Genomic DNA, 15,171 nt, shown 5'->3' on the forward strand with positions numbered 1-15,171 from the left:
CCTTAAACGGGGGCAGTAGTGCGGGAGGCGCGCTGACGGCGCGCGAGTTCACCAGCCAGCGCCAGGTAGGCGACGGCACCGCGGGATTGCTTGTCGTAGACCAGCGCCGGCATACCGAAGCTGGGCGCCTCGGCCAGTCGCACGTTGCGCGGGATGACGGTGGTGTAGAGCTTGTCGCCGAAGTGTTCCTGCAATTGCGCGCTGACGTCATTGGTCAGGCTGATGCGCGGGTCGTACATGGTACGCAGCAGACCTTCGATCTTCAGGGCGGGATTGAGGCGCTCGGCGATGCGCTGAATGCTGTTCATCAGGTCGGTCAGCCCTTCCAGCGCGTAATACTCGCACTGCATGGGGATGATCACCCCATCGGCGGCGGACAAGGCGTTGACCGTCAGCATCGACAGCGACGGCGGGCAATCGATGAGGATGTAGTCGTAGTTTTCACGGATCGGCGCCAGCGCCTGACGCAGCCGGTGCTCTTTCATGTCCATTTCCAGCAGCACCACTTCCGCCGCGGTCAGATCGCGGTTGGCCGGGAGCAACTGGTAGCCACCGTGCTCGGAAAACTGCATGGCTTGCGCCAGATCGCATTCGCCGGTCAGGACATCGTAGATGGAGTGGTCGAGGGACAACTTATCCACACCACTGCCAGTGGTGGCGTTGCCCTGTGGATCGAGATCGATCAGCAGCACGCGACGCTTGGTGGCGACCAGCGACGCGGCCAGGTTGATGCAGGTCGTGGTCTTGCCGACGCCGCCCTTCTGGTTGGCGATCGCGAATACCTTAGCCATGGTGTTCCCCACTCCCCGTCATGCTCCGGCGCAGTATCAGCAGATGCCGCTGGCCTTGGCAACCCGGCACGCTCAGGGCGTGCTCGGCTTCGACCCGGAAATCCTCCGGGAGTGCCGCCAGCTCATCGTTCGGGTGCACGCCCTTCATCGCCAGCCAGCGGGTTTCGCCGTCGCCGAGATGACGAGTCCAGTTGCAGAAATCGTCGAGGCTGCTGAAAGCCCTCGAGACGATACCGTTGAACGCCTGGTCCGGCTGGTAGGCTTCGACCCGGCTGTGGATAACCTCGAGATTGTGCAGCTTGAGCTCCAGCTTCACCTGGGTCAGGAAACGCGTCTTCTTGCCATTGCTGTCGAGCAGCGTCAGGCGCTTCTCGGGGAACAGAATGGCCAGCGGGATGCCTGGCATGCCGCCGCCGCTGCCGACATCGAGCCAACGCTCACCGCCGGCAGCGATGAATTGGGGGACGATGCTCAAGCTGTCGAGCAAGTGGCGCGAAACCATTTCGTCGATGTCGCGCACCGCGGTGAGGTTGTAAGCCTTGTTCCACTTCGCCAGCAGGGCCAGGTAGGCTAGCAGTCGTTCTTGCTTGTCGGCGTCGAGTGGCACGCCAAGCGCCGTTGCGCCACGCACGAGCTCATCGGCGTGGCGTTGGGTAACCAGGGACATCAGGCGCTTTGCTCCAGTTGGCGGCTAGACGCACGTTTCTTCAGGTGGATCAGCAGCAGCGAGATGGCTGCCGGGGTGACGCCGGGAATACGCCCGGCCTGGCCAAGCGTCTCCGGACGGGACTGGGTCAGCTTGTGCTGAATCTCCTTGGACAGACCGGAAATGCTCGCATAGTCGATATCCGCAGGCAGCCGGGTGTCTTCGCTGGCACGCAGGCGAGCGATTTCTTCCTGTTGGCGATCGATGTAACCCGCGTACTTGGTGCGGATTTCGACCTGTTCCGCCACTTGCGGGTCTTCGGCGGAAACGCCGGTGACGTCGGCAAGGCTGGCGTAATCGATCTCCGGGCGGGCAAGCAGGTTGAGCAGGTTGTATTCGTGGGTCAGCGGCGTACCGAAACGCTCGGCGATGGCATCGCCCTGCGGGGTGTTCGGCCGCACCCACGTGCTCTTCAGGCGCTGTTCTTCACGTTCGATGCCTTCGCGTTTGGCCTCGAAGGCCGCCCAGCGGCGGTCGTCGACCAGGCCCAGCTCGCGGCCCTTTTCGGTCAGGCGCAGGTCGGCATTGTCCTCTCGCAGGATCAGCCGGTACTCGGCGCGCGAAGTGAACATGCGATACGGCTCCTGGGTGCCGAGCGTGATCAGGTCGTCGACCAGTACCCCGATGTAGGCTTCGTCACGACGCGGGCACCAGCTGTCACGGCCCTGCGCACGCAGCGCGGCGTTGGTGCCGGCGAGCAGGCCCTGGGCGCCAGCTTCTTCGTAGCCGGTGGTGCCGTTGATCTGCCCGGCGAAGAACAAGCCGCCGATGACTTTGGTTTCCAGGCTGTACTTCAGGTCGCGGGGATCGAAGAAGTCGTATTCGATCGCATAGCCGGGGCGAACGATATGGGCGTTCTCCATGCCACGGATGGAGCGGACGATCTGCAATTGCACGTCGAACGGCAGCGAGGTGGAGATGCCGTTGGGGTACAGCTCATGGGTGGTCAGGCCTTCGGGTTCGAGGAAGACCTGGTGGCTGTCCTTGTCGGCGAAGCGATGGATCTTGTCCTCGATCGACGGGCAGTAGCGCGGGCCGATGCCTTCGATGACTCCGGAGTACATCGGCGAGCGATCGAGGTTGCTGGCGATGATCTCGTGGGTACGCGCGTTGGTGTGGGTGATCCAGCAACTGACCTGGCGTGGATGCTCTTCCTTCGAACCGAGGAAAGACATCACGGGGATCGGTGTGTCGCCCGGCTGCTCGGTCATCACCGAGAAGTCCACGCTGCGTCCATCGATGCGGGGAGGCGTGCCGGTTTTCAGGCGACCCACGCGTAACGGCAGTTCACGCAGGCGCTTGGCCAGAGCGATGGCAGGCGGGTCTCCGGCTCGACCGCCGGAGTAGTTCTCCAGACCGATGTGGATAAGTCCGCCGAGGAAGGTACCGGCGGTGAGAACCACGTTGTCGGCATGGAACTTGAGCCCCATCTGCGTGACCACGCCGCGCACCTGATCCTGTTCGACGATCAGGTCATCGCAGGCTTGCTGGAATATCCACAGGTTCGGCTGGTTTTCCAGGATTTCGCGCACGGCCGCCTTGTACAGAATGCGGTCCGCTTGCGCTCGGGTGGCACGCACTGCAGGGCCCTTGCGGCTGTTGAGGACGCGGAACTGGATACCGCCCTTGTCGGTTGCATGGGCCATTGCCCCGCCGAGTGCATCGATTTCCTTGACCAGATGGCTCTTGCCGATCCCGCCGATGGCTGGGTTGCAGCTCATCTGTCCAAGGGTTTCCACATTGTGGGTGAGCAGCAGGGTCTTCACGCCCATGCGTGCAGCCGCAAGCGCGGCCTCTGTGCCGGCATGGCCACCGCCGATCACGATCACGTCAAAACGGGAAGGGAAATCCACCACGCACCTCGTGCCTGTCGATCAGGAGAAAAAGAGAGCCGCACAGTATAGGGGATTTAGCGCTGGGGATTGAAGGTAGGTGGATAAAAAATAGCCAACCTTTTCGATCCCTGGATCAGCGAGAGACCTTGTTGTCATAAAAAAGAGAGAAGGGAATTTTTAAATCTTTTTAGAGCTAGTGATTATGTTTGGTGTGGACATCTTCTGTGGATAACACCTTTTACCCCAGCAGATTCAGGCGTTTCGGCCAAGGATAAGGGTGTGCTGAAGATGTCTGGAAACGGGGGATTGCCGGTAGATCACCTGTGCATGAATGGCAAGGTTATTCACAGGGCAGTTATCCAAGGTCTTACACACCGCCTTGTCTACTGGTCTATACGGTAGTTTTCCACAGGGTTCAATCCTGGGTGTGAATAGCCGTCCAGAGGCCAAGCCTGCCGGGCAATTCAGGCGTATTCGGAATAGCGCTATCCACAATGGCTAGGGATTGCATGCAGGCGATCCGCGCTGGCCGCAGCTTCTTTCCGCCTGGGCAGGGGCAGAATGAACGGCGCAACGACGGTAGAGCTGGGCTGTGGATAGAGAGCGCCCATTTAGTGTGGGGACGGGAAGAGATGCGGGTCACCGCTAGCCATGCGAGGCCTGATTGGGCGCCCAAGGCTGGGGAATAATCAGGCCTGTGCGGCTAACGAGGATATTGCGGGTTTTATTCGGGGGAGAGAACGATCGCTTTAAAAGCCCTATCCAGAGCGGCTGGGCAAGGCTATCAATGCCTTATCCACAGGCCAGGGCGTGATTCGACACAAGCCTATGGTGGCGTATCAGCGGCAATGGATTTTTTCCACATATGAACAATCACGCCAACTGGCCGCTTGGCGAATGGATTGTCCACAGCCTGCTATTTACCGATGCAGAAGCTCGAGAAGATCCGTCCCAGCAAGTCATCGGAGCTGAAGGCCCCCGTGATTTCGCCAAGCGCCTGCTGGGCCTGGCGCAGGTCCTCGGCAAGCAATTCTCCCGCGCCAGCCAGCAACAGTTGCGCATGGCCATGCTCCAGATGAGCACTGGCCAGGCGTAGCGCTTCCAGATGGCGTCGGCGGGCGCTGAAGCTGCTCTCGGCGGTCTGTTCGAAGCCCATGCAGGTCTTGAGGTGCTCGCGAAGCAGATCCAGCCCGTCGCCCGAACGCGCGGATAAGGTCAGGGTTACATGGCCATCGGCACTTTCTTCGAGGCCGATCGCACATGTGGATAAGTCAGCTTTATTGCGAATCAGCGTTACCCGCGCCGGATCGGGCCGTTCGTCGAGAAATTCCGGCCAGAGGGCGAAAGGATCCGCCGCTTCAGGGGCTGTCGAATCGACCACCAGCAGGACTCTATCGGCTTCGCCAATGGCTTTGAGCGCGCGCTCCACGCCGATTCTCTCCACATGATCTTCGGTGTCGCGCAAGCCAGCGGTGTCGACCACGTGCAGAGGCATGCCGTCGATGTGGATATGTTCGCGCAGCACGTCCCTCGTGGTACCGGCGATGTCGGTGACGATAGCTGCTTCGCGCCCGGCCAGGGCGTTGAGCAGGCTGGATTTGCCGGCATTCGGCCGGCCGGCGATGACCACCGTCATGCCGTCGCGCAGCAGTGCGCCCTGTCCGGCTTCTCTCAACACGCCGGCGAGCTCGGCGCGCACTTTGTCCAATTGGGCGAGGACATGCCCGTCGGCCAGGAAGTCGATCTCTTCCTCGGGGAAGTCGATTGCCGCTTCGACATAGATGCGTAGCTGGATGAGCTGCTCGGTCAGCAGGTGCACCCGCCGGGAGAATTCGCCTTGCAGTGAGCGTACGGCATTGCGTGCTGCCTGGGCCGAGCTGGCCTCGATGAGGTCGGCGATGGCTTCGGCCTGGGCCAGATCGAGCTTGTCGTTGAGGAAGGCGCGTTCGCTGAACTCCCCTGGACGTGCCTGGCGTGCGCCAAGCTCCAGACAGCGCTGCAGGAGCATATCCATGACGACCGGGCCTCCATGGCCCTGCAGTTCAAGGACGTCTTCACCTGTGAAGGAATTGGGCCCGCGGAAGAACAGCAACAGGCCTTCGTCGATGACTTCACCGTCGTCGGCGTGGAAAGGCCCGTAATGCGCATAGCGCGGCTGTGGTTCGCGACCACTGAGGGTGATGGCGATTGCCAGGGCGCGAGGCCCGGAGACGCGGACGATGCCGACCCCGCCTCGGCCTTGGGCGGTAGCGACGGCGGCGATGGTTTCCTGGGCTGCGTTCATGGGCTTTCTCCAGATAGCAGAACGCCCCACGAGGGGGCGTTCTGGCGTTTGGCTGGTAACGGCGTGAGGCTGTTTAGGCCTTCTTCGCCGCCCCTTCGATCTGCCGGGTAATGTACCACTGCTGAGTGATGGACAAGCAGTTGTTGATTACCCAGTACAGCACCAGACCAGCGGGGAACCACAGGAAGAAGAAGGTGAAGATGACCGGCATCAGCTTCATCACCTTGGCCTGCATGGGGTCCGGCGGAGTCGGGTTGAGCATCTGCTGGACGAGCATGGTGCCGCCCATGATGATCGGCAGGATGAAGAACGGATCTTTCACCGACAGGTCGATGATCCAGCCCAGCCACGGGGCCTGACGCATCTCGACGCTTTCCAGAAGAACCCAGTAGAGGGAGAGGAAGACCGGCATCTGCACCAGAATCGGCAGGCAGCCGCCCAGCGGATTGATCTTCTCCTTCTTGTACAGCTCCATCATCGCCTGGGACATTTTCTGGCGATCGTCACCGTGCTGTTCCTTGATCGCTTGCATCTTCGGCGATACGGCACGCATGCGCGCCATCGACTTGTAGCTGGCGGCGGACAGCGGGAAGAAGGCGAGCTTGATGACCATGGTCAGCAGGATGATCGACCAGCCCCAGTTACCGACCAGGCTGTGGATATGTTGCAGCAGCCAGAAGATCGGTTGGGCGATGAACCACAGCGGACCGTAGTCGACGGTCAGTTCCAGGCCCGGGGACAGTTCGCCCAGGTACTTCTGCAGTTTCGGACCCGCGTAAAGGGTCAGGCTGGTTTCTGCCTTGGCACCGGGAGCGACGTTCAGCGTCGGACCGGTGAAGCCGACGATGTAGTTGCCCTGGCTGTCCTTGCGAGTCATGACGTTGTGGGTTTCGCCCTTGGCCGGGACCCACGCGGTGACGAAGTAATGCTGCAGCCAGGCTACCCAGCCACCTTGCACGCTCTGCTTGAAGGATTCTTTGTCCATGTCCTTCATCGACACTTTGGTATAGGCCTTTTCAGGGGTCCATACGGCTGCGCCGAGGTAGGTGGATACGCCGGTGGCGGTGGTCGACGACGGGTCGGCGCTGGCGTCGCGTTTCAGCTGGGCGAACAGCGAGCCGCTCCAGGCCTTGGCGCTCTGGTTATCGATCAGGTAGCTGACGTCGACCTGGTAGGCATTCGGGTTGATGCAGTCGAGCTTCTTCTGAGCCTTCTCTTTCTCACTGCAGTCGGCCTTGAGCCCGCGGTGGAAGGTGAAGCGCTTGATGTAATTGACGCCTTCGTGGGCGAAGCTCAGATCCACAACCAGCTGATCCTGGCCGTCGGCCAGCTGGTATTCGGTCTTGCTGCTGCTGTACAGCGGGCGACCAGCGACCGCGGCATCCGGACCATCGGTACCCGTCAGGCCGCTTTGTGCCAGATAGGTGCGTTGTTGGTCATGCTCGAACAGCGGGAAGGGAACGTCTGGACGATCCTGACGTAGCGGGTACTGGGTCAGTCCCAGTTGCACCACATCGCCACCGCGCGGATCGATAGCCAGGCTGAGGACATCGGTCTTCACCTGGATCATCTGGCCATTGGCGGCTGCCGGCTGCTGCGTCGAAGGCAGCGAAGCGCTCGCACTTTGAGCCGGGGGCACATCGGCACTGGTGCCGCTGGCGGCAGGCACGGAAGTATCCGGCAGACCTTGTGTCTGCTGGTTGAACGACGCGGTCTGAGCCGGCAGTTCGGGCTGTCCGTAGTCCTTGTTCCACTGGAGAACCAGCATGTAGGACACGGCGGCCAGGGCGACGATTAGGATCGAGCGTTGAATGTCCATGGTTACTCGGCCATCGAGGAAGGGCGGGGCTTGGAGTTGGCAGGTGGTACTGGATCGTAGCCACCGGGATGCCAGGGATGGCAGCGGCCCAATCTGCGCAGGGCCAGCCAGCCACCGCGCAGGAAACCATGATGTTCGATGGCTTCCTGCGCGTAGCAGGAACAGCTGGGGTGGAAGCGACAGTGATTAGCCATCAAAGGGCTGATGGCATAGCGGTAAAACTGGATCAGAAGAAGCGCCAGTTTACGCATGGGAACTATCGGCTACCCCCGGAGGTTCGGGCGGGCTTTCCGGCCGTGGTCGGTTACGCGCCAGGCGTTTCCAGAGCTTGCCAAACTGCTGATGCAGTTCGGGATTCTCCAGCTCGCCCAAGCCTTTTCGTGCGATCACCACGATATCCAGACCGACCAGTGTCTGCTGGTGGTGCCGGAATGACTCGCGGATTACGCGTTTGAGGCGGTTACGTTCGACGGCGAGCTTGACGTTCTTCTTGCCGATCACCAGGCCGAGCCGGGGGTGATCGAGACCGTTTTCGCGCGCCAGCAGCAGGACGTGCTTGCCAGGAACCTTGGCGTCGGGGGAGTCGAAGACCGCAGTGAAGTGCCGGGCTGTCAGAAGACGCTTTTCCCGGTCGAATCCTCGACTCACCACCTGTGCCGGGCGAATCAGACGGTCAGACGCTTACGGCCTTTGGCGCGACGACGCGACAGGACCTGACGGCCGTTCTTGGTAGCCATGCGAGCGCGGAAACCATGGACGCGAGCGCGCTTGAGAGTGCTGGGTTGGAAAGTACGTTTCATTGTTCGGTACCTGGGTTGACGACTTGAGGTCGCAGTGACCCCGTTTAAAGAGACCGGCGATTCTAGTGAAAACACCGGGGCAGGTCAATTTCCAACCAACGTCGTTTGGAAAATAGATAAAAGAGGGGAAAAGATTTCTTTGAAAGAATTGTGGAGCTTACTACTGTTAGCGGTCGTATCAGCTGTGGATAAGCGCTCAAAAGCCACTGGTTTCGACGCTTGGCGGATTTTATGGTTCTGTCGAGAAGCGGTGCTCCAGCTGTGCGGCTCCGGTGGACAAGCTGGGGAGGAAAAGCGGGTTTGTCCACAGGCTGGTTTTCAACAGCCTTTCAAAGGGGCTTTTACACTGCCTCCACGAGGCGTTATCCACAAGCATGCCAATGGCCATCCCATACGCCGTATGCGCCCATTAAGGTATTGATTTTGCTTACCCACTTGTTGATTTCTCGTGTGGATAAGTCATCAGCGGGCAGCTACAATAGGCGCTTCATTTTCGCTCCGCGCCTTTCCAATTTTGGGGGATATCCGTGTCCGTGGAACTTTGGCAGCAGTGCGTGGAATTGCTCCGCGACGAGTTGCCGTCCCAGCAATTCAACACCTGGATCCGTCCTCTGCAGGTCGAAGCCGAGGGAGAGGAGTTGCGTGTCTACGCGCCTAACCGTTTCGTGTTGGACTGGGTCAACGAAAAATACATGGGTCGCTTGCTCGAGCTCCTGGGGGAGCGCGGCAATGGGCAGATCCCAGCGCTCTCCTTGTTGATCGGCAGCCGTCGCAGCCGTGCACCGCGACCGGCCTTGGTTCCGCAGAGCCATGCGATGCCGGCGCCCACCATCACACCGCAGCCGACCCCTGCCCAGGTACGCGCGGCCAAGGCTGAGGCCTATCAAGCCGAATTGCCCGCGCAGGCGGTGGCGGACAACGTGCAGCAGATGCAGTTGTCCATGCAGCAACCGCTGGCCGATCTGGACGAATCCAGCCCGAGCATCGATCCGCTGGCGGCCGCTCTTCCGACGACGGCTCCGGCGGTGCGCACCGAGCGTAATGTCCAGGTGGAAGGCGCGCTCAAGCACACCAGCTATCTGAACAGGACCTTTACCTTCGAGAACTTCGTCGAGGGCAAGTCCAACCAGTTGGCTCGTGCAGCGGCATGGCAAGTCGCGGACAATCTCAAGCACGGTTACAACCCGCTGTTCCTTTATGGTGGTGTCGGCCTGGGCAAGACTCACTTGATGCATGCCGTGGGTAACCACCTGCTGAAGAAAAACCCTAACGCCAAGGTCGTGTATCTGCACTCCGAGCGTTTCGTCGCGGACATGGTCAAGGCGCTGCAGCTCAACGCCATCAACGAGTTCAAGCGCTTCTATCGCTCTGTGGACGCGCTTTTGATCGACGATATTCAGTTCTTCGCGCGCAAAGAGCGCTCCCAGGAGGAGTTTTTCCACACCTTCAACGCGTTGCTGGAAGGGGGACAGCAAGTCATTCTCACCAGCGATCGTTACCCGAAGGAAATCGAGGGACTCGAGGAGCGCCTGAAGTCGCGCTTTGGCTGGGGACTGACCGTCGCCGTTGAGCCACCTGAGCTGGAAACCCGCGTGGCGATTCTGATGAAGAAGGCCGAGCAGGCCAAAGTCGAGCTGCCGCACGATGCGGCGTTCTTCATCGCCCAGCGTATTCGTTCCAACGTGCGTGAGCTTGAGGGTGCCCTGAAAAGGGTGATCGCTCACTCGCACTTCATGGGGCGACCGATCACCATCGAACTGATCCGTGAGTCGCTGAAGGATCTGCTTGCCCTGCAGGACAAGCTGGTCAGCATCGACAACATTCAGCGCACTGTCGCCGAGTACTACAAGATCAAGATCGCCGACCTGCTGTCCAAACGCCGCTCGCGTTCGGTGGCACGCCCGCGGCAGGTAGCCATGGCCTTGTCCAAGGAACTGACCAACCACAGCCTGCCGGAGATCGGCGTGGCCTTCGGCGGTCGGGATCACACCACCGTGCTACATGCCTGTCGTAAGATCGCTCAATTGAAGGAATCCGACGCGGATATCCGCGAGGACTACAAGAACCTGCTGCGCACGCTGACCACCTGAGGCCAAGCTGCAGCCCCACGAGGCAAGGGATAGACCATGCATTTCACAATTCAACGCGAAGCTCTGTTGAAACCCCTGCAACTGGTCGCTGGCGTTGTGGAACGCCGCCAGACGCTGCCGGTTCTTTCCAACGTTCTGTTGGTTGTCCAGGGTCAGCAACTGTCTCTCACCGGTACCGATCTCGAAGTCGAGCTGGTAGGGCGCGTCAATCTGGAAGAGCCTGCCGAGCCCGGCGAGATCACCGTGCCGGCGCGCAAGCTCATGGACATCTGCAAGAGTCTGCCTAGCGATGTGCTGATCGACATTCGTGTCGATGAACAGAAGTTGCTGGTAAAGGCAGGCCGTAGCCGTTTCACCCTTTCGACGCTGCCGGCGAATGATTTCCCCACTGTCGAAGAAGGCCCGGGGTCGATGACCTTCAGCCTGGTGCAGAGCAAGCTTCGTCGTTTGATCGACCGTACCAGCTTCGCCATGGCACAACAGGATGTCCGCTACTACCTGAACGGAATGTTGCTGGAAGTCGGCAGCGGTGTGCTGCGCGCAGTGGCCACCGATGGTCACCGCCTGGCCATGTGCTCTTTCAGTGGCGCCGTGCCGGAAGCACAGGACCGTCACCAAGTGATCGTTCCGCGCAAGGGTATCCTCGAACTCGCTCGTCTGCTGACCGAGCAGGATGGCCAAGTCGACATCGTGCTCGGCCAGCATCACATTCGCGCGACCACCGGTGAGTTCACCTTCACCTCGAAACTGGTCGACGGCAAGTTCCCAGACTACGAGCGTGTGCTGCCGAAGGGTGGAGACAAGCTGGTGGTTGGCGATCGGCAGCTTCTACGCGAAGCCTTCAGCCGCACCGCGATTCTATCCAATGAAAAGTACCGTGGTATCCGCCTGCAGCTGTCTTCCGGTCTCCTCAAGATCCAGGCCAATAACCCGGAGCAGGAAGAGGCTGAAGAAGAGGTACAAGTGGATTACAACGGCGGTAGCCTGGAGATCGGCTTCAACGTTAGTTATCTGCTCGACGTCCTCGGCGTAATGAGTACCGAGCAGGTTCGCATCATCTTGTCGGATGCCAATAGCAGCGCTCTGCTGCAGGAAGCCGACAACGATGATTCCGCCTACGTCGTCATGCCGATGCGGCTCTGACATTTACTGAATGTCCCTGACCCGCGTCTCGGTCACCGCGGTGCGCAATCTGCACCCGGTGACCTTCTCCCCCTCCCCCCGCATCAACATCCTTTACGGCGAAAATGGCAGCGGCAAGACCAGCCTGCTTGAAGCCATTCACCTGCTCGGCCTCGCGCGCTCGTTCCGTAGTTTGCGTCTTAACCCCGTCATTCAATATGAGCAGTCTGCCTGTACGGTATTCGGTCAGGTGATGCTCGCGAACGGCGTGCCCAGTAATCTTGGGGTTTCCCGTGATCGCCAAGGGGAGTTCCAGATTCGTGTCGACGGACAGAATGCCCGCAGCGCGGCACAGTTGGCGGAAACCCTGCCGCTGCAACTGATCAATCCAGATAGCTTCCGATTGCTGGAAGGGGCGCCCAAAGTTCGTCGCCAGTTCCTCGATTGGGGTGTGTTCCACGTGGAACAACGCTTCATGGTCGCCTGGCAGCGGCTGCAGAAAGCGCTTCGCCAGCGGAACTCGTGGCTCCGGCATGGTAAACTGGACGATGCTTCGCAAGCTGCGTGGGACCGCGAATTATGCAGCGCGAGTGAAGAAATCGATGCCTATCGGCGGTCGTATATCCAGGCACTAAAGCCGGTCTTCGAAGAGACCCTCGGTGAGTTGATTCAGTTGGATCAACTCACCTTGAGCTATTACCGCGGCTGGGATAAGGACCGTGAGTTGAGCGAGGTGCTCAGCAGCAGTCTGCTCCGTGACCAGCAGATGGGACACACCCAGGCGGGACCTCAGCGGGCTGATTTACGAATTCGTCTGGGCGGACACAACGCGGCGGATATCCTGTCGCGAGGGCAGCAGAAGCTAGTGGTTTGTGCCCTGCGTATCGCCCAGGGCTACCTGATCAATCAGGCAAAGAGAGGACAATGCGTCTACCTGGTAGACGATCTCCCCTCTGAGTTGGACGAGAAGCATCGGCGTGCGTTATGCCGGTTGCTCGAAGACTTGGGTTGCCAGGTATTCATCACCTGTGTCGACCCTGAATTATTGAAGGACGGCTGGCGAACGGATACGCCGGTTTCCATGTTCCACGTGGAACATGGGCAAGTCTCTCAGACCACCCTCGGGAGTGAAGAATGAGCGAGAACAATACGTACGACTCTTCCAGCATCAAGGTGCTGAAAGGGCTGGACGCGGTACGCAAGCGTCCTGGCATGTACATCGGCGACACGGACGATGGCACCGGTCTGCACCACATGGTGTTCGAGGTCGTGGATAACTCGATCGACGAAGCCTTGGCTGGCTTCTGCACCGAGATCAGCATCACCATCCATACCGACGAGTCGATCACCGTTCGCGACAATGGCCGCGGCATTCCGGTGGATATCCACAAGGAAGAAGGGGTCTCCGCGGCCGAGGTCATCATGACCGTGCTGCATGCCGGCGGTAAGTTCGACGACAACACTTATAAGGTGTCCGGTGGTCTCCACGGTGTAGGTGTTTCCGTGGTCAACGCGCTTTCCGAGGAGCTGCGTCTGACCATCCGCCGCGAGGGCAAGGTTTGGGAGCAGATTTATCGCCATGGCGTGCCCCAGTTCCCGCTGCGCCCGGTCGGCGAGACCGAGGGCGCCGGCACTGAAGTACACTTCAAGGCGTCGGCTGAGACCTTCAGCAATATCCACTTCAGTTGGGACATCCTGGCCAAGCGGATTCGCGAACTGTCCTTCCTCAACTCTGGCGTGGGCATTGTGCTCCGTGATGAGCGCAGCGGTAAGGAAGAGCTGTTCAAATACGAGGGTGGTCTGCGCGCGTTCGTCGAGTACCTGAACACCAACAAGACTCCGGTGAACGAAGTCTTTCACTTCAACGTTCAGCGTGAAGAAGACGGTGTGGGTGTCGAAGTCGCCCTGCAATGGAACGACAGCTTCAACGAGAACATCCTCTGCTTCACCAACAACATTCCCCAGCGTGACGGTGGCACCCACCTGGCCGGCTTCCGTTCGGCACTGACTCGTCACCTGAACAACTACATCGAAACCGAGGGTTTGGCGAAGAAGTACAAGATCGCCACCACCGGTGATGATGCCCGCGAAGGCCTGACCGCGATCATCTCGGTCAAGGTACCGGATCCGAAATTCAGCTCGCAGACCAAGGACAAGCTGGTCTCGTCCGAGGTGAAGACCGCGGTGGAACAGGAGATGGGCAAGTACTTCGCCGACTTCCTGTTGGAAAACCCCAACGAAGCCAAGGCCGTGGTCGGCAAGATGATCGACGCCGCGCGTGCCCGCGAGGCCGCCCGCAAGGCCCGCGAAATGACTCGCCGTAAAGGCGCCCTGGATATCGCGGGACTGCCGGGAAAACTGGCCGACTGCCAGGAGAAGGACCCTGCCCTCTCCGAACTCTACATCGTGGAAGGTGACTCCGCGGGCGGTTCTGCCAAGCAGGGCCGCAACCGCAAGACCCAGGCGATCCTGCCGCTCAAGGGCAAGATCCTCAACGTCGAGAAGGCGCGCTTCGACAAGATGCTCTCCTCCCAGGAGGTCGGCACCCTGATCACCGCCCTCGGCTGCGGTATCGGACGTGAGGAGTACAACATCGAGAAGCTGCGCTACCACAACATCATCATCATGACCGATGCCGACGTTGACGGTTCGCACATCCGTACCTTGCTGCTGACCTTCTTCTTCCGTCAGTTGCCCGAGCTGGTCGAGCGCGGCTACATCTATATCGCCCAGCCGCCGCTGTACAAGGTGAAGAAAGGCAAGCAGGAGCAGTACATCAAGGACGACGTGGCCATGGAAGAGTACATGACCCAGTCGGCTCTTGAAGATGCCAGCCTGCACGTCAATGAAAGCGCTCCTGGCCTGTCTGGCGCAGCGTTGGAGAAACTGGTCAACGAGTACCGTGGGGTGATGCGTACCCTCTCCCGCCTGTCGCGCCTGTATCCGCAGGACCTGACCGAGCACTTCGTCTACCTGCCGCGTATCAGCGTCGAGCAGTTGGGTGAGGAGTCGGCCATGCGTGCCTGGCTGGAGCTGTATCAAGCGCGCCTGAAGGCAGCCGAGAAGTCCGGCCTGACCCTCAAGGCCAGCCTGCGCGAAGACCGCGAGCGCCACCTGTGGCTGCCAGAGGTGGAGATGGTCGCCCATGGCCTTTCCAGCTATGTCACCTTCAACCGCGACTTCTTCGCCAGTAACGACTACCGCTCTGTCACCGAGCTGGGCCAGCAACTCACCAGCCTGCTGGAAGATGGCGCCTATGTGCAGAAGGGCGAGCGCAAGAAGCCGGTGAGCAGCTTCAAGGAAGCGCTCGAATGGCTGATGAACGAAAGCACCAAGCGCCACAGCATCCAGCGCTATAAGGGACTGGGAGAGATGAACCCGGATCAACTGTGGGAAACCACCATGGATCCGAACGTGCGGCGCATGCTCAAGGTGACCATCGAGGACGCCATTGCCGCCGACCAGATCTTCAACACCCTGATGGGCGATGCCGTGGAGCCGCGCCGCGACTTCATCGAAAGCAATGCCCTGGCGGTGTCGAACCTGGACGTCTGACCGCTACTCGACCGAGGCGGGTATCTGACCCGCCTGCATCGAAAAGCCCCCTGCCACTTCGTGGTCGGGGGCTTTTTTATGGGTGGCGAACGAGCCATCCGCTTTGGCTTGCCTGGATACTGATTTAAGTGGAGACGACGGAGTAGTTATCGCAGCGGCTCCGACAAGG

The 15,171-nt window shown here is 60.2% G+C and carries 13 protein-coding genes; 5 read left to right on the forward strand and 8 right to left on the reverse strand.

Annotated features, from left to right (window positions below; all coding sequences use genetic code 11):
* Positions 1-2: 2 nt before the first annotated feature.
* The 8 genes from BLQ74_RS23085 to rpmH all read right to left on the reverse strand — a co-directional run bounded on the left by BLQ74_RS23085 (position 3) and on the right by rpmH (position 8,235).
* On the reverse strand, positions 3-791 hold the full coding sequence (locus BLQ74_RS23085; RefSeq protein WP_090267146.1) for a ParA family protein: 789 nt from the start codon (positions 789-791) through the stop codon (positions 3-5).
* Positions 784-1,458 (reverse strand): 16S rRNA (guanine(527)-N(7))-methyltransferase RsmG, encoded by a 675-nt coding sequence (gene rsmG / locus BLQ74_RS23090; RefSeq protein WP_090267149.1) that lies wholly within the window; start codon positions 1,456-1,458, stop codon positions 784-786. Before rsmG ends, BLQ74_RS23085 begins: the two co-directional genes overlap by 8 nt.
* On the reverse strand, positions 1,458-3,350 hold the full coding sequence (mnmG, locus tag BLQ74_RS23095) for a tRNA uridine-5-carboxymethylaminomethyl(34) synthesis enzyme MnmG (protein WP_090267152.1): 1,893 nt from the start codon (positions 3,348-3,350) through the stop codon (positions 1,458-1,460). The genes rsmG and mnmG overlap by 1 nt, the downstream gene beginning before the upstream one ends.
* Before the next feature lie 898 nt (positions 3,351-4,248).
* Positions 4,249-5,616, reverse strand: coding sequence for a tRNA uridine-5-carboxymethylaminomethyl(34) synthesis GTPase MnmE (gene mnmE / locus BLQ74_RS23100; RefSeq protein ID WP_090267155.1), 1,368 nt, complete (start codon positions 5,614-5,616; stop codon positions 4,249-4,251).
* Positions 5,617-5,689: 73 nt separating this feature from the next.
* A complete protein-coding gene (yidC, locus tag BLQ74_RS23105; RefSeq protein WP_090267159.1) occupies positions 5,690-7,435 on the reverse strand; it encodes a membrane protein insertase YidC in 1,746 nt (581 codons plus the stop codon).
* Between the two features lie 2 nt (positions 7,436-7,437).
* Positions 7,438-7,686 carry a membrane protein insertion efficiency factor YidD gene (gene yidD / locus BLQ74_RS23110; protein ID WP_090267163.1) on the reverse strand — a complete coding sequence of 83 codons (249 nt, stop codon included), beginning with the start codon at positions 7,684-7,686 and terminating at the stop codon, positions 7,438-7,440.
* On the reverse strand, positions 7,679-8,086 hold the full coding sequence (gene rnpA / locus BLQ74_RS23115; protein WP_090267166.1) for a ribonuclease P protein component: 408 nt from the start codon (positions 8,084-8,086) through the stop codon (positions 7,679-7,681). The genes yidD and rnpA overlap by 8 nt, the downstream gene beginning before the upstream one ends.
* Positions 8,087-8,100: 14 nt before the next feature.
* Entirely contained in the window at positions 8,101-8,235 is a 135-nt protein-coding gene (gene rpmH / locus BLQ74_RS23120) for a 50S ribosomal protein L34 (protein WP_003100258.1), read from the reverse strand.
* Between the two features lie 34 nt (positions 8,236-8,269).
* Here rpmH and BLQ74_RS27215 point away from each other — a divergent pair, with 34 nt between their 5' ends.
* The 5 genes from BLQ74_RS27215 (at position 8,270) to gyrB (ending at position 15,002) form a co-directional block, all read left to right on the forward strand.
* Positions 8,270-8,656: a hypothetical protein gene (locus BLQ74_RS27215; protein WP_139199116.1), complete on the forward strand. Its 387-nt coding sequence runs from the start codon at positions 8,270-8,272 to the stop codon at positions 8,654-8,656.
* 106 nt (positions 8,657-8,762) lie between these two features.
* Positions 8,763-10,325, forward strand: a complete 1,563-nt coding sequence (dnaA, locus tag BLQ74_RS23125) for a chromosomal replication initiator protein DnaA (protein WP_090267169.1) — start codon at positions 8,763-8,765, stop codon at positions 10,323-10,325.
* A 36-nt stretch (positions 10,326-10,361) separates the two neighbouring features.
* Positions 10,362-11,468, forward strand: a complete 1,107-nt coding sequence (gene dnaN, locus BLQ74_RS23130) for a DNA polymerase III subunit beta (protein WP_090267173.1) — start codon at positions 10,362-10,364, stop codon at positions 11,466-11,468.
* Positions 11,469-11,478: 10 nt separating this feature from the next.
* Positions 11,479-12,585 (forward strand): DNA replication/repair protein RecF, encoded by a 1,107-nt coding sequence (gene recF, locus BLQ74_RS23135; protein WP_090267176.1) that lies wholly within the window; start codon positions 11,479-11,481, stop codon positions 12,583-12,585.
* On the forward strand, positions 12,582-15,002 hold the full coding sequence (gyrB, locus tag BLQ74_RS23140; RefSeq protein WP_090267180.1) for a DNA topoisomerase (ATP-hydrolyzing) subunit B: 2,421 nt from the start codon (positions 12,582-12,584) through the stop codon (positions 15,000-15,002). The genes recF and gyrB overlap by 4 nt, the downstream gene beginning before the upstream one ends.
* The last annotated feature ends 169 nt before the right edge of the window (positions 15,003-15,171 follow it).

This window comes from Pseudomonas panipatensis (assembly GCF_900099785.1).
Classification (GTDB): domain Bacteria; phylum Pseudomonadota; class Gammaproteobacteria; order Pseudomonadales; family Pseudomonadaceae; genus Pseudomonas; species Pseudomonas panipatensis.